We start from the raw sequence: 16,572 nt of genomic DNA, 5'->3' as shown, positions 1-16,572 counted from the left end.
CCTAGGCGGGTCTCTGCAACCGGCCCAGCCATGATCGACCTGCGTCTGCTCCGCCAGTTCGTGGCGGTGGCCGAGGAACTGCATTTCCACCGCGCCGCCGCCCGCCTGCACATGTCGCAGCCGCCGCTGACGGCCGCCGTGCGACGCCTGGAGGAGGAACTGGGCGCCGAACTGATCGTGCGCGGCAATCGCACGCTGGGGCTGACCACGGCCGGCAGGACGCTGCTGGTTGAAGCGCGGGCGACCCTGCTGCAGGCCGACCAGGCGCTGCAACGCACGCGCGAAGCGGCGGCGGGGCAGATCGGCAGCCTGCGCGTGGGCTACGTGGGTAGCGCCCTGTATGGGCGGCTGCCCAGCTTGATCCGACGCTTCCGCCAGGCCTTCCCGCAGGTGCGCTTGCACCTGCAGGAAGCGACCTCGCGGCAGCAGCAGCATGGGTTGCGCGAATGCAACGTCGATGTGGGCGTGCTGATTCCGCCGATCATCTCCGCCGAACTGCGCCTGCAGCCGTTCGACGTCGATTGCCTGGCCATTGCCTTGCCGCGCGGGCATCGCTTGGCCGCGCAGCCTGCACTGACCGTGGCCGCGTTGGCCGACGAACCGTTCGTGTCCTGGCCCTCGGCCGAAGGCGTCGGCTTCCACGCGCAGGTGCTGGGCCTGTGCGCGGCCGCGGGCTTCACGCCGCGGGTGGTACAGGAGGCACATGGCATGCACGCGGTGCTGTCGCTGGTGGCGGTGGAGGCGGGCGTGGCCATCGTGCCGGCCAGCATGGCCGGCTTCCGTCCTGATGAAATCGTCTATCGCGTGATCGAAGGAAGCGCGGCACGTTTCGAACTGCAGTTGTGCACGCGCCCGGAACCGCCCGCGCCGGTGTTGCAGCAGTTCCTGGACATGGCGGTTGCGGAACATCTGGCGTGATCGACCCGATGCGCGTGGGGACGGTGTCGCGCGCAGCCCGAATCCGCGTGTGTGATGGCCTTCAGCCGCTGCGGCCGGCAAGCGCGAAGCGCTGATTCTGCAGGGTCACGGCATCGCCTGAGCAGCCGCTGGAAAAACCCCCGCTGTTGCAGCGGCAATTTCCTACATACAACCCGTGCCGCGCAGGCAAGTCTATGCGTGCCGGTTCCGTGGGATCGGTTGGGATTGGCGTCCCACAATCAACTCTGGCGCAGCACCGGCGCACGTCACGGACGGCGTGCCTGGCTGCTGCGAACCACTGTCTGTGGTGGGCGATGTGTGGGGATCATGACGGTCCGCCGGTCAGTCCAGAGTTGTCCGGTACGCCAACCCGCATCGCCCGCCGCCCGTCCGCACCTCGTCGCGGACGTGTCGGTTGCGCCTGCTCGGGGGCAGTGCGCAGCGCGCCTGGGGAGTGGCGGCGGGCGGTGCATCTACGGCACTAGGGCAGCAGCTGGCGTGCCATGCGGAAGATGTCACTGACGGCATACAGGCCATCGTGTCGTGCCAGATGGGCGTTGTCCGGCCCGTGTTCAACGCCGCTGGCCAGCAGGCGGAACTGGTGGGCCGGGTCGGGTTGCTGCTGCAGACCGTACAAGGCGTGGCGGTCCACGTAGTCGCGGCCGTCGTTCAGGCGTTCACCGCGGGCGACGACGCCCTGCAGCTGTTCCCATGCCAGCGGCGTGTCCTGCGCAATGTCGTAGAACTCCACGATGGGCGCATCGCCGTTGATCTTCAGCACGTAGAAGGCATAGTGGCGTCCAGCCACCTGCATGCCCACGACATCGCCAGCGCGCCAGGCGGTGTTCGCCTTCGGCACCGACGGGCGCCGTGATGGCATCAACGGTGCGCTGCGCAGCAACGCTTCGATCTCGGCGCTGCGACGGTGGAAGGTGTCGTTCAAGGCCACCGCCGCATTCAGGGCCGCGATGGCCGTGAGCGCATCGCCGGTAAGCCGCGCATCGGTGAAGCCCTGCCGGTGCAGGCACACGGCCAGTGCCAGTGAGGTCTTGTGCACATACAGCGGCGCAACCTCGGCAGGGCCAGCGTGCAGGATGCAGTTCCAGCGCAGCAGCACGGTGTCGATCACCTCCGCGCCGATCTGCGCTTGCGTGCGCTCAGCCGCCTGCGGCCCCAGCCGTGCCCAGTGCGCGCAGCGCTTTACGTCGCTGTCGATCGCTTCGACCAGGTTGGCCGCGGCAAGAAGCTTCAGTACGTCCGGGTGTTTGATCGCCATGCGCCTACGTGTGCTCGCTACGGCCGCACAGTCTATCGAGCGCGGAACGGTTGGCGCTGTCATCGTCGCGTCGCCAGGAACTCACGCGGCCTATGCTGCGGTGGGTCTAGGGTTGATCGTCCCCGTCCCCCACGGAGATCTGCCATGTGGCTGCTTGATCATCTCTGGACCAGCCGCCGACCGCTGCCGACGCCGATGGCGGTTGATCCGCCCTTGCCGCCCCGTCGGCCCTGGCTCAAGCGTCCCGCACGGGCAGGGCGCAGTGGCATGGCGCCATGGCAGAAGATCGGCCCGCCAGCGCGCCGACGCCGTCACTGAGCGTCGGTGTCGGAGGTCCGGTCGGCCGGATGGTTCACGCCATCGTTTGTCGGAATCAACCCCAACGCGAAGGGATCGATGCCTTCCAGGCAGGCCACGTTGTAGCCGAACTGGTCCGGGTTGGAACGGCGCCGGTGGTGGGTGTAGATGCCACACACCCCACAGAAGTAGTGCTCGGCGACGTGGGTGTTGAACTGGTACAGCCGCAGGTGGGCGTGCCCGCGCAGCACCTGCAGACCCTGCCGGGTCACGCTGGCCACGATGGCGCCGCGGCGCCGGCACATGGAGCAGTCGCAGCGGCGTGGATCGACGATGCCCTCGGGCAGCTCCAGCTGCAGCTCGACCGTGCCGCAATGGCAGGTGGCGCGGTGCTGCGCCTGCACCGGAACCCCGGCGACCGATGTGATGCCCATGAATGCTCCCTGCACTGTGGTCAGGCTGCCAGTATGCGCTTGCTGAACGCGTCGTAGATGCCAGGGTCAGGTCGCTTGTGGCTAACTAGGCCGCCCCCCTAGCGACAGGATGCCCGTGAGAGCCGCAGGACGTTGGATGACAGGATGTGCCATGGCGCTGCTGGCGCTGTGGGTAGCCGGCCTGCTGGCCTACCAGTTGCCCGGGCCGAGCTGGCTGTCGGCGGCCGTGGCCGCGCTGTGGCTGGCGCTGGCCGGCTTCACTGCCTGGCGGGTGGCGCGTGGGCGCAGCCCGCGCCGCTGGACGGCCGCGGTGACCGCCTGCCTGGGGCTGGCCGGGCTGGGCTGGCTGCTGCTGACCCCGCGCCAGGACCGCGACTGGGCCGATGATGTGGCCCAGCGCCTGCACGTGGCCTCGTTCGACGGCCGCCACGTGGTGCTGGACAACGTGCGCGACTTCACCTGGCGCAGCGAAACCGACTACGACGCGCGCTGGGTGCAGCGTCGCTACGATCTGGACCAGTTGCGTTCGGCCGATCTGGTGCTGTCGTACTGGATGGGCCCGGCCATCGCCCACACGCTGGTCTCGTTCGGCTTCGACGATGGGCGCTACCTGGTGTTCTCGCTGGAAATCCGCAAGGAACGCGGCGAGGCATTTTCGGCCATCGGCGGTTTCTTCCGCCGCTTCGAAATGACCCTGGTGGCGTCGGAGGAAACCGACATCCTGCGCACCCGCACCAATGCGCGCGGCGAGGATGTGTACCTGTACCGGCTGCACGGCATGGACCGCGCACAGCTGAAAACCCTGTTTGCCGCCTATCTGGACGAGGCGCGCAAACTGGATGAGAAGCCGGCCTTCTACAACACGCTGACCAGCAACTGCACCACCATCGTGTTCGATCTGGCCCGACATATCGCGCCGGGTCTGCCGCTGGACTACCGCCTGTTGTTGTCGGGCTATCTGGCCGAGTACGCGCAGCAGGTGGGCGCGTTGACCCCGGGCGTGCCCTTCAACGAACTGCACGCGAAGGGGCGCATCACCCAGCGTGCGCTGCAGATGGCGCCGGGGCAGGACTTTTCCCGCGTGATCCGCCAGGGCGTGCCGGGAACCGGCCAGGACGAACAGCCATGAGCCTGCGCGCGTTGATGGGCGTGGGCCGCCTGCTGCCGGCCGTGCTGGCCACGTTCCTGCTGCTGGGCAGCAGTGGCTGCGCGATGGTGACGGTGAAGCAGGTCGCGTCCAGCGACTCGCTGGTGAACAAGCGCTCGGATGTGCTGAACACCGGCAAGCTGAGCCCGGCTTCCCGCGAAACGCTGAGTGCGGCCGGTCTGGATGAAGCGCAGTGCGAAAAGGACTTCCTGGTCTGCCGCAGCACCTTGCTGATGACCGACGATCTGAACGTCGAGCAGCGGCTGTCCACCTTGTCCGAGCTGTGGGTGAAGGCGGCGCTGGCGCTGACCCCGAGGAAGCACGTGCAGGGCGAACCGCCGATGAGCGATGCCGCGCTGGATGCCTGGCTGGAAGCGGCGCGCTACGGCTATGCCTATCTGTTCCACAGCGGTCGCTCGCCGTCGGATCGCGCGTTCGAGGATCGCCAGACCCAGGTGCGCGATTACTACAACTACGCCGCCGAGAAAGCGGCAGTGGTGCTGTTCACCCGTGCGCGCGCGGCGGCGCTGGCCGGTGAGGACTACACCCAGCCGTTGTCGGCCGGCAGTTGGACGCTGGCCTCGAACTACGGGCAGCTGCAGCTGAAGAGCATTCCCGCGCAGCTGGTGCCGGCCGGCTCGGTCAGCTTCGTCGGCCTGCGCAGCACCTATCGCCGTGATGGCTTCGGTGCCGAACTGGTAATGGTGATGGACCCGCCGAAGCTGGTGGCGCCGGTGATCGCCGGTGACGGCCCGCAGGTGCAGGGCAGCGACAGCGGCGCTGCAACGTCGACGCCCCGCCGCGGGCGCGATGCCGACGTGCCGGTGTTCAGCGAAATGTCGGCGATCAACGTGACCGCGCTGCTGCGCTTCCAGGGCGAAACGCTGGACGATGTGATGCGCACGCGGCGGGTGGAGCTGGATGCCTATTCGCCTGAAGCCACCGAACGCATCACCCTGCACGGCGAAAGCGTGCCGCTGGCCGGTAACTTCACCGCTGCCTATGGCCTGTGGCTGGCGCAGAGCGGCTTTGCCACGCAGTCGCTGCGCACGCTGTTCGGCCTGAGCGAAGGCATCGGCGAACCGCACATCTACCTGATGCAGCCGTGGGACCCGAACCGGCGCATCATCTTCATGCTGCACGGCCTGGCCAGCAGCCCGGAAGCCTGGGTGAACCTGGCCAACGAGATCATGGGCGACCCCGAGCTGCGCAGCCAGTTCCAGGTGTGGCAGGTCTACTACCCGACCAACGCACCGATCGCACTGAACCGCTACGAGATCGCCACCGCATTCAACCAGACGTTGAAGCATTTCGACCCGCAGGGCAGCGCGCCGGCTTTGAAGGACATGGTCTACATCGGCCACAGCATGGGCGGCGTGCTGGCGCGGCTGCTGGTCAGCGATTCCGGTGAGGTGCTGTGGGACGACCTGCTGGCCAGCTATGAACTGAAGGGCGAACGCCTCAAGCGCGTGCAGGCCAAGCTCGGCCCGCTGCTGCACTTCAAGGCGCAGCCCAATGTCGAGCGCGCGATCTTCATTGCCGCCCCCCACCAGGGCACCGATATTGCCGGCAACAAGCTGGGGCGGCTGATCGGCCGGCTGGTGCGGCTGCCGCTGACCATCCTGGGCAAGTTCGAAGACGTATTCCTGGCCCTGGCGCAGGCCGAGCAGCAGGTTGATGGCACCGCCAAACCGAAGATTCCCAACAGCATCGACAACCTGAAGGCCAGCGACCCGTTCGTGAAGGCCGCCGCGCACCTGCCGATCGAGGCGGGGCTGAAGTACCACTCGATCATTGCCCAGCGCAAACCGGAACTGCCGTTGCAGCAGTCCGACGATGGGCTGGTGCCGTACTGGAGCGCGCACCTGCCGGGCGCGCTGTCAGAGAAGGTGATCATTTCCGGCCACAGCGTGCAGGAAACACCGCAGGCGGTGCTGGAAGTGCGGCGCATCCTGCACCGGGACATCGATGACGTGGGGCCTGTTGTTCGACCTTGAGTGATCCCTTTCCATGGGAAAGGGCTCTGACCCCAAGCGCGCCTACACCCGCCGCGCAACCACGGTAGCGAACACGGCCAGCCCGACGGTGATCGCCAGGCACAGCACATAGCCGGTGTGCGGCGCGCTTTCCACGAACAGGGCGAACAAGGCGCCGGACACGGCCAGCGCCGTGGCCACGCACAGCGCTTCGCTCAACTGCAGCGCCGAACTGTTGCGGCCCTGTTCCTGCGGCGCTGACAGCGACAGGGTGAGCACCGACAGGCTGGCGTAGATCAGGCCCATGCCGAAACCGGTCAGGGCCCAGCCTGCCAGCGCCAGCAACAGCGGCACCGCGTTGAACAGCACCGCCAGGGTGGCGGTGATGCCCACGCTCATCAGCACCGTGCCCACCCGCAGCAGGCGCTGGCGCGACCAGCCGCGCTGCTGGTGGCCCTGCAGCCATGAGCCGACGAACCAGCCCAGCGCACCCAGGCTGAGAACTGCACCGGCCCAACTGGGCGAGAGCCCGCGCTCGCGTTGCAGCAGCAGTGGCAGGTACGCCTCGCAGGCGAAGAAGGCCGATGCGGCGACGCCGCGCAGCGCGATCACGCTGGGCAGGCCGCGGCGCAGTGCCAGGGTGCCGTTGGGCAACAGCCTGCGCGCGCACCACAGCAATGCGATCACCGCCACGATCATGCAGGCCGCGGCAACGCCGCCGTGCTGCTGGCCGCCCACGTACAACAGCAGGGCGGCCAATGCCGCGCCGCCGGCCCAGCGCACGCGGTCGTCCGGCTCGTCCGCGCCCGCAGAGGATGCAATGCGGGCCGGACCGGCCAGCGCCGGCCGCAGCATCAGCGCCGCCGGCACCGCCAGCAACGGCACCAGCAGGAACACCCAGCGCCAGCCCAGGTGCTGCACGATCAAGCCGCTGATCGCCGGACCCACCAGCGACGGCACGACCCAGCCAGCGGAAAACGCGGCGAACACTTTCGGCCGCAGTGCTTCGGGATAGTGGCGGCCGACCATCACATACAGCGCGACCGAGATGGCACCGCTGCCCAGCCCCTGCAGCAGGCGGCCGGCCACCAGCATGCCCATGCGCGTGGCCAGCCCGGCCAGCAGCAGGCCCAGCAGGAAGCTGGCCAGGCCCCACCACAGCGGGCGGGCGGGGCCATCGCGGTCGGCCCAGCGCCCGGCCACGGTCATGCCCACCACGCTGGTGGCCAGCGTTCCGCCAAAGGCCAGTGCATACAGGCGCAGGCCGTCCAGCGCCTCGGCCACGGTGGGCATGGCCGCTGCCACCGCCAGCGCCTCGAAGGCCAGCAATGCAACCAGTACCACCATGCCCACGGTGGTGGCGCGGTGGGCAGGGGACAGAATGGAATCGGCCACGGGCGCTTGCGCCATGGCCGCAGGGGAGTTGGTGTTCATCGGCAAACGATAGCAGTGCGGCGCTTGTGTTCACGCTGCGGAAGCGCCAGCATCGCACCTGAACCAAGGTTGAGGTCAAGCAATGGCGGAATCGGAACTGGCGGTGGGCGAGGTGGCGCGACGCAGTGGCGTGGCGGTGTCGGCGCTGCACTTCTACGAGCGCAAGGGGCTGATCAGCAGCCTGCGCACCGCGGGCAACCAGCGCCGCTATGCGCGTGATGTACTGCGCAGGCTGGCGGTCATTCGCGTGGCACAGCGGGTGGGCATGCCGTTGGAGGCAGTGGCGCGCGCGTTCGAGACCCTGCCGCGGGGGCGCGCGCCGACCAAGGCCGATTGGGCACGACTGTCGGCGCGCTGGCAGCAGGAGCTGGAAGAACGCATCCACATGCTGCAACTGCTGCGCGATGAACTGACCGGCTGCATCGGCTGCGGTTGCCTTTCGTTGAAGCGCTGCCGGCTGGCCAACCCGGACGATGTGCTGGGCCAGCGCGGCGATGGCCCCATGCGCTGGGGCTGATACGTTGCTGGCAGCGCCTACCAGACGGTGAGCGTCTCGCCGCTCTGGATGCCTTCCACCGCGCGCTGGAAGGCCAGCGCGGCGCGCTGCGCGGTCACCGCTTCAAAGCCCGGGAAATACGGCCCGTAGGCCTCCATCGATTCCACCAGCACGTTCGGGCTGACCACGTTGATGCGCAGGCCGCGCGGCAGCAGTTCCAGTGCAGCCGCACGCACGAAGCCTTCCAGCGCCTGGTTCACCGCGGTCGCGTTGGCGCCGTCGCGGATCGGCTGCGCGCTGACAATGCCGCTGGTCAGCGTGATCGAGCCGCCTGCAGGCAGGTGATGCTGGGCGGCCAAGGCCAACCGCACCTGGCCCAGCAGCTTGTCCTGCAGGCCGCTGTTGAACTGGGCGGCGGTCATGCTCTGCAGTGGGCCGAAGTGCAGCTTGCCGGCGGTGGAAATCACCGCATCCAGCGGGCCGCTCTGCGCGAACAGCTCGGCCACGCTGCGGTCATCGGTCAGGTCCACGCGCAGGCTGCCGCTGTTGCGGCCGGCGGTGATGATCTGGTGCTGCTGGCCCAGGTGGCGGGCGACGGCCTGGCCCAGCGTACCGCTGGCACCGACGAGCAGGATCTTCATGGCGACTCCAAGGCGAAGAGGTGAGGCGGCCAGTCTGCGCCGTGAGCCCGGGGTTTGGTAAGGTGGAAAAGGTTCGCTGATTGCTAATCAGGAGTTTGCAATGGATCTGTTGCGCTGCATGCAGGCGTTCGTGGCCGCGGCCGACCATGGCAGCTTTTCCGCCGCCGCCGAACACCTGCAGGTCTCGGCGGTGATGGTGGGCAAGTACATCCAGCAGCTGGAGGCGCACCTGGGCAGCGCGCTGCTGCAGCGGAACACCCGCCGCCAGCGGCTGACCGACGCCGGCGTTACCTATCTGGCCGCTTGCCGCCAGGTGCTGGAGCAGGTGCTGCAGGCCGAGGCCGACGTGGCGGGCCTGCAGCGGCAGCCGCGCGGCCTGCTGCGCATCAGCGCACCCACCACCTGGGGCAGCTGCGTGCTGGCGCCGCTTCTGGCCGGGTTGCTGCGCGCACAGCCGGAACTGAACATCGAGCTGGACCTGAGCAACCGCCGCGTGGACCTGATCGAAGACGGCTTCGATGCGGCGATCCGGGTCGGCCCGCTGCCGTCACAGGAACTGGTGGCGCGCCCGTTGCCGCCGTATGCGATGAGCCTGTGCGCGGCACCGGCTTATCTGCGCCGTCGCGGCACACCGCGCACGCCGGCCGATCTGGCAGGGCATGACTGCCTGAGCCACCTGGCCTGGCGCGGCGGCCATGGCTGGCAGCTGGCCAACGGCGAACAGGTGGACTGGGAAGCGCGCTTGAGCAGCAATGACGGCCTGGCCTTGCGCGAGGCAGCGGTGGCCGGCGCGGGCCTGGTGCTGCAGCCGACTGCCCTGCTGGCTGCGGAGATCGCCGCGGGGCGGCTGAAGCCGGTGCTGCGCGACTATCTTCCCGAGCCACGGCCGATGCACCTGATCTATCTGCCCGACCGTCGGCCCAGACCGCGATTGCAGTGCTTCGTGGAGTACGTGATGGAGCAGCTGGGGTAGATCAGGGCCAGGGAATAAATACCGCGGTCAGATCGCTTTGCGCCAGCAAAGGGCTCTGACCCCACATCCACGCATGGCGTGGATCTACTGCGGTGGGTGCCGAGTGTTGGCACATCGGGATCAATCGTTGGCGGCAGACAATTCCCGCCCACGTTGCTGCGCCGCGCGCAGCGCCTTGCCTACCAGCAGTTCAAACCCATCGGCCTGGAAGCTTTCGATCGCGGCCTGGGTGGTGCCGTTGGGCGAGGTGACCCGGCGACGCAGTTCGGCCGGGCTCTCGCCGGCTTCATCCAGCATGCGCGAGGCGCCCAGCAGGGTCTGCACCACCAGCGTGCGCGCGGCATCGGCTGGCAGGCCCTGGGCAATGCCGGCCGCTTCCATCGCTTCTGCAAGCAGGAACACATAGGCCGGGCCGCTGCCGGAGACGGCGGTGACCGAATCCATCAGCACTTCATCATCGATCCACACCGTGCGCCCGGCGCTGGCCAGGACCTGGTCGGCCTGGGCCTGCTGCTGCGCGCTGACCGCGGCGGTGGCGTACAGGCCGGTCACGCCGGCGCCGAGCAGGGCCGGGGTGTTGGGCATCGCACGCACCACCGGCAGGGCACCGCCCAGCCAACCCTGCAGCTGCGTGCTGGTGATGCCGGCGGCGATCGATACGACCAACGGCTGTTGCTGCTGTGCCAGCGCCTGCAGGCTCTGGCAGACCCCGCGCAGTACCTGCGGCTTCACCGCCAGCAGCCACACGCTGCCCTGCGCGGCCGCATCGGCGGCGTTGTCATGGGTCTGCACGCCGAAATCATCGGCCAGCGCCTGCCGCAGTTCGGCGACCGGTTCGGCCACGTGAATGAGCGCAGGCGCCGTGCCCTGGCGGATCAGCCCGGCGATCAGGCTGCGCGCCATGTTGCCGCCGCCGATGAAGGTGATGGATGCCGCTGCCATGGAACAGTTCTCCTTGCGAATCAGGCCGGGCGCGGGCGCGCGCCGAACAGGGCGGTGCCGATGCGCACCAGGGTGGCGCCTTCGGCGATGGCTTCGGCGTAGTCGCCGCTCATGCCCATCGACAGGGTGTCCACGTGCGGGTGGCCGGCGGCCAGTGTCTCGAAAAGTGTGCGCATGCGCACGAAAGCTTCACGGCGGCGCGCGGCGTCGGGCCACGGCGCGGGAATGGCCATCAGCCCGCGCAGGCGCAGCGACGGTTCGGCGGCGATGGCCTGGGCCAGCGCATCCACCTGCTGCGGGCTGCAGCCGTGCTTGCTGCCTTCATCGTCGATGTTGACCTGGATGAGCACGTTCAGCGGATCGCGCCCGGCGGGGCGATGGCGGGCCAGCGCGGTCACCAGCTTGGCCCGGTCCACGCTCTGTACCCAGTCGAAATGCGCCGCCACAGCCTCGGCCTTGTTCGACTGCAGGTGGCCGATCAGGTGCCATTCCAGCCGCAGGTCCTGCAGTGCCTGCATCTTGGCCAGGGCTTCCTGCACGTAGTTCTCGCCGAAGGACTGCTGGCCCTGCGCGGCCAGCGCGGCCACGGCCTGCGCCGGCTGGGTCTTGGAAACGGCCAGCAGGCGCGGCGGTGGCCGCCCGGCGGCCTCGGCGGCGTTGTGCAGGTTGCTCAGGATTTCGGGCAGGGGAGTGGGCACGTAACGCGTTCCGGTGTGACAGGAGGCTATACTGCCGCCCGGGGAAAGATCCTTCCAGTCGCAGCCGTTATTGGGGAGTAGCCGCTCATGGATATCGCCGAACTGTTGGCGTTTTCCGTAAAGAACAAAGCGTCCGACCTGCACCTGTCCGCAGGCCTGCCGCCGATGATCCGCGTGGACGGCGATGTTCGCCGGATCAACATTCCAGCCCTGGACCACAAGCAGGTCCACGCGCTGGTGTACGACATCATGTCCGACAAGCAGCGCCGCGATTACGAGGAATTCCTCGAGGTGGACTTCTCCTTCGAGATTCCGTCGCTGGCGCGCTTCCGTGTCAATGCCTTCAACCAGAACCGTGGTGCCGGTGCGGTGTTCCGTACCATTCCCTCGGAAGTGCTGACCCTGGAAGACCTGGCCTGCCCGCCGCTGTTCCGCGAAGTGATCCAGCAGCCGCAGGGCCTGATCCTGGTGACCGGGCCGACCGGTTCGGGCAAGTCGACCACGCTGGCAGCGATGATCGACCACATCAACAAGAACGAATACGGCCATATCCTCACCGTCGAGGATCCGATCGAATTCGTGCACACCTCGCAGAAGTGCCTGATCAACCAGCGCGAAGTGCACCGCGATACGCACGGCTTCAACGAAGCACTGCGCTCGGCGCTGCGTGAAGATCCGGACATCATCCTGGTGGGCGAACTCCGCGACCTGGAAACCATCCGCCTGGCGCTGACCGCTGCGGAAACCGGCCACCTGGTGTTTGGCACGCTGCATACCAGTTCGGCGGCCAAGACCATCGACCGTATCATCGACGTGTTCCCGGCCGGCGAAAAGCCGATGGTGCGCTCGATGCTGTCCGAGTCGCTGCGCGCGGTCATTTCGCAGGCACTGCTGAAGAAAGTGGGCGGTGGCCGTACCGCGGCGTGGGAAATCATGGTCGGCACCCCGGCCATCCGCAACCTGATCCGCGAAGACAAGGTGGCGCAGATGTACTCGGCCATCCAGACCGGCCAGCAGTACGGCATGATGACCCTGGACCAGCATCTGCAGGACCTGGTCAAGCGCAGCCTGATCACCCGCAACCAGGCCCGCGAGTACGCCAAGGACAAGCGTCTGTTCGAGTAAGGACGGCTTCGGCGCGGCGGCCCGCACAGGCGGGGCCGCCGCATTGACGTTCCGCCATCGACCGATCTCTGGCACATGCCCATTGGGAGCCCGCCATGAACAGCACCGCCAGCACCATCGATTTCACTTCGTTCCTCAAGCTGATGGCGCACCAGCGCGCCTCCGACCTGTTCATCACCGCCGGCATGCCACCGGCGATCAAGGTGAATGGCAAGATCTCGCCCATCACCCAGACACCGCTGACCCCGCAGCAGAGCCGCGACCTGGTGCTGAACGTGATGACCCCGGCGCAGCGCGAGGAGTTCGAAAAGACCCACGAGTGCAACTTCGCCATCGGCCTGGCCGGGGTGGGGCGCTTCCGTGTGAGCTGCTTCTACCAGCGCAACCAGGTGGGCATGGTGCTGCGTCGCATCGAGACGCGCATTCCCACCGTGGAAGAACTGAGCCTGCCGCCGATCATCAAGACGCTGGCGATGACCAAGCGCGGCATCATCCTGTTCGTGGGCGCCACCGGTACCGGTAAATCCACCTCGCTGGCGGCGATGATCGGCTACCGCAACCAGAACTCGACCGGCCACATCATCACCATCGAAGACCCGATCGAATTCGTGCACAAGCACGAAGGCTGCATCATCACCCAGCGCGAAGTGGGCATCGATACCGACAGCTGGGAAGCGGCGCTGAAGAACACCCTGCGCCAGGCGCCGGACGTGATCATGATCGGCGAAGTGCGTACCCGCGAAGGCATGGACCACGCCATCGCCTTCGCCGAAACCGGTCACCTGGTGCTGTGCACCCTGCACGCCAACAACGCCAACCAGGCGATGGACCGCATCATCAACTTCTTCCCGGAAGACCGCCGCAACCAGTTGCTGATGGACCTGTCGCTGAACCTGAAGGGCGTGGTCGCGCAGCAGCTGGTGCCGTCGCCGGACGGTCGCTCGCGCAAGGTCGCCATGGAAATCCTGCTGGGCACGCCGCTGGTGCAGGACTACATCCGCGATGGCGAGATCCACAAGCTGAAGGAGCTGATGAAGGAGTCGGTCCAGTTGGGCATGAAGACCTTCGACCAGAGCCTGTTCGAGCTGTACCAGGCCGGTGAGATCAGCTACGAGGACGCACTGCGTTACGCCGATTCGCAGAACGAAGTGCGCCTGCGCATCAAGCTGAGCCAGGGCGGGGACGCACGCACGCTGTCGCAGGGTCTGGATGGGGTGGAGATTTCCGAGGTTCGTTGAGCGCCAAGCGCGTAGAGTCGAGCTTGCTCGACTGATGTGTGGCGCAGTCGAGCAAGCTCGACTCTACGTTGCAGCGCAGTCGAGCAAGCTCGACTCTACCTGGGGGTTCTGCGATAGTCGCGCCGTCACCGCGTTCGCGGGACAGGGGGAGCCGGCACCGCGCCGGCGCGACAACAACAGGTTTGCACATGGAATTGCACGACCCGTACCGTGCGCCGGCGGTTGCGCCTGCGCGCCCGCCGGTGCTGCCGGCCACTGCGGCGCCCACGCCGACGCCGCTGGCCAGCCAGGCCGCGTCCACCGCGGCGGTCTACTATTCGCCGCCCACCATGAAGATCGTCGCACTGTCCCTGTCCACCCTGGGCGTGTACCCGATGTACTGGTTCTGGCGGAACTGGCGGGCGATCAAGCGCGAGAGCGGGGGCGAACAATGGCCCTGGGCACGCGCGCTGTTCTCACCCATCTGGGCGTACTTCTGCTTCCGCGAACTGCAGGCCGTGGCCGAGAACCGGCGGCGCATTCTGGCGTTCACCCCGGGCATGCTGACGGTGTTCTACATCCTGCTGTGCCTGATTGGCCAGGTACGCGGCGGGGTAGGGCTGCTGTCAGTGCTGGCGTTCATGCCGTTGCTGCCGATCAACAGCCTGCTGCGCCGCTACCACCAGGATGAGCGGGTGGACATGCAGCAGATGGACCGCTTCGGCGGCTGGCATATCCTGCTGCTGATCGTTGGCGGCAGCGTGCTGCTGCTGGCACTGGTGTTCGGGGTGATGCTGGCCGGTCGTCGGTTCTGATACCGATTGATGAATTCCAGTCATGACTGACTGCCATCCAGGCCGTTCAATCCGACGGCCTGGCAGGCGTATCGTCGTCGTTCCCCCTTTCAGAGACACGACGATGCAGACACGTGAACTCGGCCGCAGTGGATTGAAGGTTTCCACGCTGGGCCTGGGCTGCATGGGCCTGAGCCACAGCTACGGCACACCTGTTGCGCAGGAGCAGGGCATTGCCCTGCTGCACGCGGCGGTCGAACGCGGCGTGACCTTCTTCGATACCGCCGAAGTGTATGGTCCGTACACCAACGAAGAGCTGGTCGGGCAGGCGCTGGCGCCGTACCGCGACCAGCTGGTGATCGCCACCAAGTTCGGCTTCAAGCAGGCGCGCACCGATACCGGCCTGGACAGCCGACCGGAGAACATCCGTGCGGTGGCCGAAGCCAGCCTGAAGCGCCTGCGCACCGATCGCATCGACCTGTTCTACCAGCATCGCGTGGACCCGAACGTGCCGATCGAGGACGTGGCCGGTACCGTGGGCGAGCTGATTGCCGAAGGCAAGGTGCTGCATTTCGGCCTGTCCGAAGCCAGCGCGGCCACCGTGCGCCGTGCGCATGCGGTGCAGCCGGTGGCGGCGGTGCAGAGCGAGTACTCGCTGTGGTGGCGTGAGCCCGAGCGCGAACTACTGCCCACGCTGCAGGAACTGGGCATCGGCTTCGTGCCGTTCAGCCCGCTCGGCCGTGGTTTCCTGACCGGTGCGATCACGGCCGACACCACCTTCGCCGAGAACGATTTCCGCAACACCGTGCCGCGTTTCGAAGTGGAAGCACGCCGCGCCAATCAGGCCCTGGTGGACCGCATCAGCACCCTGGCCGCGGCCCGTGGGGCAACTCCGGCCCAGGCAGCGCTGGCCTGGTTGCTGGCGCAGGCACCGTGGATCGTGCCGATTCCCGGCACCACCAAGGTGCACCGTCTGGAAGAGAGCCTGGCAGCTGCGGACCTGCAGTTGTCGCCACAGGAACTGCAGCACATCGCCCAGGTGCTGGACGAAGTGGCGATCGTCGGTGAGCGTTACAACGCGCAGCGCGCGGCGCAGGCCAAGGGCTGACCTGATCGGTGCTGGGTGCGGACCGTTGGTCCGCACTCCCTGGCCGTTCACCCCATCGGCCCGCGCAGCGCGTCCAGCACGATGCGCATGGCCACGCTGACGTGGCGGCGTGACGGGTAGTAGGCGTAATAGCCGTCGAACGTGGGGCACCAGTCGTCCAGTGTCGACTGCAGGCGCCCGTCGTCCAGCATGGCCTGCACCTGATCTTCGGGCAGCCAGGCCAGGCCGCTGCCGGCCAGCGCGGCGGTGCGGGTCATGCCCATGGTGTTGAAGGTCCATTGTCCGGACACCCGCACGCTGAGCTCGCCGCCGTCGCGACCGAAATCCCAGGGCATCAGACCGCCGTGGGTGGGCAGGCGCAGGGTGATGCAGTTGTGCGCGGCCAGATCGTGGGGGTGCACCGGCGCCACGTGCTGGTGGAAGTATGCCGGTGCGCCGACGACGCGCATGCGCAGCGGTGGGCTGATCGGCACCGCCACCATGTCGCGGGCCAGGCGTTCGCCGAGGCGGATGCCGATGTCGTAGCGCTCGGCGACGATGTCGGCCAGGCCGTAATCGGTGGTCAGTTCGACGTTCAGGTCCGGGTGCTGCTGCAGCAACGGCGCCAGTCGAGGCCAAGCCAGGTATTCGGCGGCGTGGCCGGTGGCGTTGATGCGGATGGTGCCGGCCGGGCGCTCGCGGTACTGGGCCAGGGCGGCCAGTTCATCTTCGATTTCCGCCAGTCGTGGGGCCAGTGACTGCAGCAGGCGCGCGCCGGCTTCGGTGGTGGACACACTGCGGGTGGTGCGGGTCAGCAGGCGCACGCCCAGGCGTTCTTCCAGGCCGCGCATGGCATGGCTCAGTGCGGACTGGGACACGCCCAGCTGCGCGGCAGCGCGGGTGAAGCTGCCCTCGCGGGCGACGTGGACGAAGGCCTGCAGGTCATTGAGGTTTTCACGGGGCATGAGGGGATGATACGGCCGGGCTGCGCCCGGCACCTGCCGAAGCAAGGTCAACGTCAACAGCGCCAGCAACGGCAACGTCAAAAGCTGGCATTCCGTGGGGTGGCGGGGTGGGTCCGGTTGAGGGGGACGCTGCAAGTCCCCCTCCGGGGCCC

At 67.6% G+C, this 16,572-nt stretch carries 16 protein-coding genes; 9 read left to right on the top strand and 7 right to left on the bottom strand.

Annotation, left to right across the window (positions count from 1 at the left end; translation table 11 throughout):
• Positions 1-30: 30 nt before the first annotated feature.
• Positions 31-918, top strand: coding sequence for a LysR family transcriptional regulator (locus tag IAE58_RS11300; protein WP_199932606.1), 888 nt, complete (start codon positions 31-33; stop codon positions 916-918).
• A 481-nt stretch (positions 919-1,399) separates the two neighbouring features.
• Here the strand turns inward: IAE58_RS11300 and IAE58_RS11295 are convergent, their stop codons facing one another.
• The gene (locus tag IAE58_RS11295; RefSeq protein ID WP_199932607.1) at positions 1,400-2,194 is read right to left on the bottom strand and encodes a hypothetical protein; all 795 of its coding nucleotides are present in this window, start codon (positions 2,192-2,194) and stop codon (positions 1,400-1,402) included.
• 311 nt (positions 2,195-2,505) lie between these two features.
• Positions 2,506-2,925, bottom strand: a complete 420-nt coding sequence (locus IAE58_RS11290) for a GFA family protein (protein WP_164271124.1) — start codon at positions 2,923-2,925, stop codon at positions 2,506-2,508.
• Positions 2,926-3,076: 151 nt separating this feature from the next.
• On the opposite strand from IAE58_RS11290, the gene IAE58_RS11285 reads away from it, so the two are divergent.
• Positions 3,077-4,054, top strand: coding sequence for a DUF4105 domain-containing protein (locus IAE58_RS11285; protein WP_199932608.1), 978 nt, complete (start codon positions 3,077-3,079; stop codon positions 4,052-4,054).
• Entirely contained in the window at positions 4,051-6,069 is a 2,019-nt protein-coding gene (locus IAE58_RS11280; RefSeq protein WP_233614601.1) for an alpha/beta hydrolase, read from the top strand. The genes IAE58_RS11285 and IAE58_RS11280 overlap by 4 nt, the downstream gene beginning before the upstream one ends.
• Before the next feature lie 42 nt (positions 6,070-6,111).
• Here the strand turns inward: IAE58_RS11280 and IAE58_RS11275 are convergent, their stop codons facing one another.
• Positions 6,112-7,482: an MFS transporter gene (locus IAE58_RS11275; RefSeq protein WP_199932609.1), complete on the bottom strand. Its 1,371-nt coding sequence runs from the start codon at positions 7,480-7,482 to the stop codon at positions 6,112-6,114.
• A gap of 82 nt (positions 7,483-7,564) precedes the next feature.
• Here IAE58_RS11275 and soxR point away from each other — a divergent pair, with 82 nt between their 5' ends.
• Positions 7,565-7,999: a redox-sensitive transcriptional activator SoxR gene (gene soxR, locus IAE58_RS11270; protein WP_199932610.1), complete on the top strand. Its 435-nt coding sequence runs from the start codon at positions 7,565-7,567 to the stop codon at positions 7,997-7,999.
• 17 nt (positions 8,000-8,016) lie between these two features.
• Here the strand turns inward: soxR and IAE58_RS11265 are convergent, their stop codons facing one another.
• A complete protein-coding gene (locus IAE58_RS11265) occupies positions 8,017-8,619 on the bottom strand; it encodes a short chain dehydrogenase (protein WP_199932611.1) in 603 nt (200 codons plus the stop codon).
• Positions 8,620-8,719: 100 nt separating this feature from the next.
• Here IAE58_RS11265 and IAE58_RS11260 point away from each other — a divergent pair, with 100 nt between their 5' ends.
• Positions 8,720-9,592 (top strand): LysR family transcriptional regulator, encoded by an 873-nt coding sequence (locus tag IAE58_RS11260; protein ID WP_199932612.1) that lies wholly within the window; start codon positions 8,720-8,722, stop codon positions 9,590-9,592.
• A gap of 120 nt (positions 9,593-9,712) precedes the next feature.
• Here IAE58_RS11260 and proC read toward each other — a convergent pair whose 3' ends face one another.
• Together proC and IAE58_RS11250 are read right to left on the bottom strand one after the other, a co-directional pair.
• Positions 9,713-10,534 (bottom strand): pyrroline-5-carboxylate reductase, encoded by an 822-nt coding sequence (proC, locus tag IAE58_RS11255; protein WP_199932613.1) that lies wholly within the window; start codon positions 10,532-10,534, stop codon positions 9,713-9,715.
• A gap of 20 nt (positions 10,535-10,554) precedes the next feature.
• Positions 10,555-11,232 carry a YggS family pyridoxal phosphate-dependent enzyme gene (locus tag IAE58_RS11250; RefSeq protein WP_199932614.1) on the bottom strand — a complete coding sequence of 226 codons (678 nt, stop codon included), beginning with the start codon at positions 11,230-11,232 and terminating at the stop codon, positions 10,555-10,557.
• A gap of 87 nt (positions 11,233-11,319) precedes the next feature.
• Between IAE58_RS11250 and IAE58_RS11245 the strand changes: the two genes are divergently transcribed.
• The 4 genes from IAE58_RS11245 (at position 11,320) to IAE58_RS11230 (ending at position 15,476) form a co-directional block, all read left to right on the top strand.
• The gene (locus IAE58_RS11245) at positions 11,320-12,357 is read left to right on the top strand and encodes a type IV pilus twitching motility protein PilT (RefSeq protein ID WP_108748780.1); all 1,038 of its coding nucleotides are present in this window, start codon (positions 11,320-11,322) and stop codon (positions 12,355-12,357) included.
• A gap of 95 nt (positions 12,358-12,452) precedes the next feature.
• A complete protein-coding gene (locus tag IAE58_RS11240) occupies positions 12,453-13,595 on the top strand; it encodes a PilT/PilU family type 4a pilus ATPase (protein ID WP_108748781.1) in 1,143 nt (380 codons plus the stop codon).
• 188 nt (positions 13,596-13,783) lie between these two features.
• Complete coding sequence (locus IAE58_RS11235) at positions 13,784-14,389, top strand: hypothetical protein (RefSeq protein ID WP_199932615.1); 606 nt, start codon at positions 13,784-13,786, stop codon at positions 14,387-14,389.
• A gap of 103 nt (positions 14,390-14,492) precedes the next feature.
• Complete coding sequence (locus tag IAE58_RS11230) at positions 14,493-15,476, top strand: aldo/keto reductase (protein ID WP_199932616.1); 984 nt, start codon at positions 14,493-14,495, stop codon at positions 15,474-15,476.
• 47 nt (positions 15,477-15,523) lie between these two features.
• Here IAE58_RS11230 and IAE58_RS11225 read toward each other — a convergent pair whose 3' ends face one another.
• Entirely contained in the window at positions 15,524-16,420 is an 897-nt protein-coding gene (locus tag IAE58_RS11225) for a LysR family transcriptional regulator (protein WP_199932617.1), read from the bottom strand.
• Positions 16,421-16,572 lie beyond the last annotated feature (152 nt).

It is taken from the genome of Stenotrophomonas sp. S49 (assembly GCF_016624905.1).
Classification (GTDB): Bacteria; Pseudomonadota; Gammaproteobacteria; order Xanthomonadales; family Xanthomonadaceae; genus Stenotrophomonas.
This window is presented reverse-complemented; position numbering and strand designations above follow the sequence as displayed.

Coding starts and splice junctions, on each gene's coding strand:
- IAE58_RS11300 (WP_199932606.1), top strand. CDS start 31: ATGATCGACCTGCGTCTGCTCCGCCAGTTCGTGGCGGTGGCCGAGGAA.
- IAE58_RS11295 (WP_199932607.1), bottom strand. CDS start 2,194: ATGGCGATCAAACACCCGGACGTACTGAAGCTTCTTGCCGCGGCCAAC.
- IAE58_RS11290 (WP_164271124.1), bottom strand. CDS start 2,925: ATGGGCATCACATCGGTCGCCGGGGTTCCGGTGCAGGCGCAGCACCGC.
- IAE58_RS11285 (WP_199932608.1), top strand. CDS start 3,077: ATGGCGCTGCTGGCGCTGTGGGTAGCCGGCCTGCTGGCCTACCAGTTG.
- IAE58_RS11280 (WP_233614601.1), top strand. CDS start 4,051: ATGAGCCTGCGCGCGTTGATGGGCGTGGGCCGCCTGCTGCCGGCCGTG.
- IAE58_RS11275 (WP_199932609.1), bottom strand. CDS start 7,482: ATGAACACCAACTCCCCTGCGGCCATGGCGCAAGCGCCCGTGGCCGAT.
- soxR (WP_199932610.1), top strand. CDS start 7,565: ATGGCGGAATCGGAACTGGCGGTGGGCGAGGTGGCGCGACGCAGTGGC.
- IAE58_RS11265 (WP_199932611.1), bottom strand. CDS start 8,619: ATGAAGATCCTGCTCGTCGGTGCCAGCGGTACGCTGGGCCAGGCCGTC.
- IAE58_RS11260 (WP_199932612.1), top strand. CDS start 8,720: ATGGATCTGTTGCGCTGCATGCAGGCGTTCGTGGCCGCGGCCGACCAT.
- proC (WP_199932613.1), bottom strand. CDS start 10,534: ATGGCAGCGGCATCCATCACCTTCATCGGCGGCGGCAACATGGCGCGC.
- IAE58_RS11245 (WP_108748780.1), top strand. CDS start 11,320: ATGGATATCGCCGAACTGTTGGCGTTTTCCGTAAAGAACAAAGCGTCC.
- IAE58_RS11240 (WP_108748781.1), top strand. CDS start 12,453: ATGAACAGCACCGCCAGCACCATCGATTTCACTTCGTTCCTCAAGCTG.
- IAE58_RS11235 (WP_199932615.1), top strand. CDS start 13,784: ATGGAATTGCACGACCCGTACCGTGCGCCGGCGGTTGCGCCTGCGCGC.
- IAE58_RS11230 (WP_199932616.1), top strand. CDS start 14,493: ATGCAGACACGTGAACTCGGCCGCAGTGGATTGAAGGTTTCCACGCTG.
- IAE58_RS11225 (WP_199932617.1), bottom strand. CDS start 16,420: ATGCCCCGTGAAAACCTCAATGACCTGCAGGCCTTCGTCCACGTCGCC.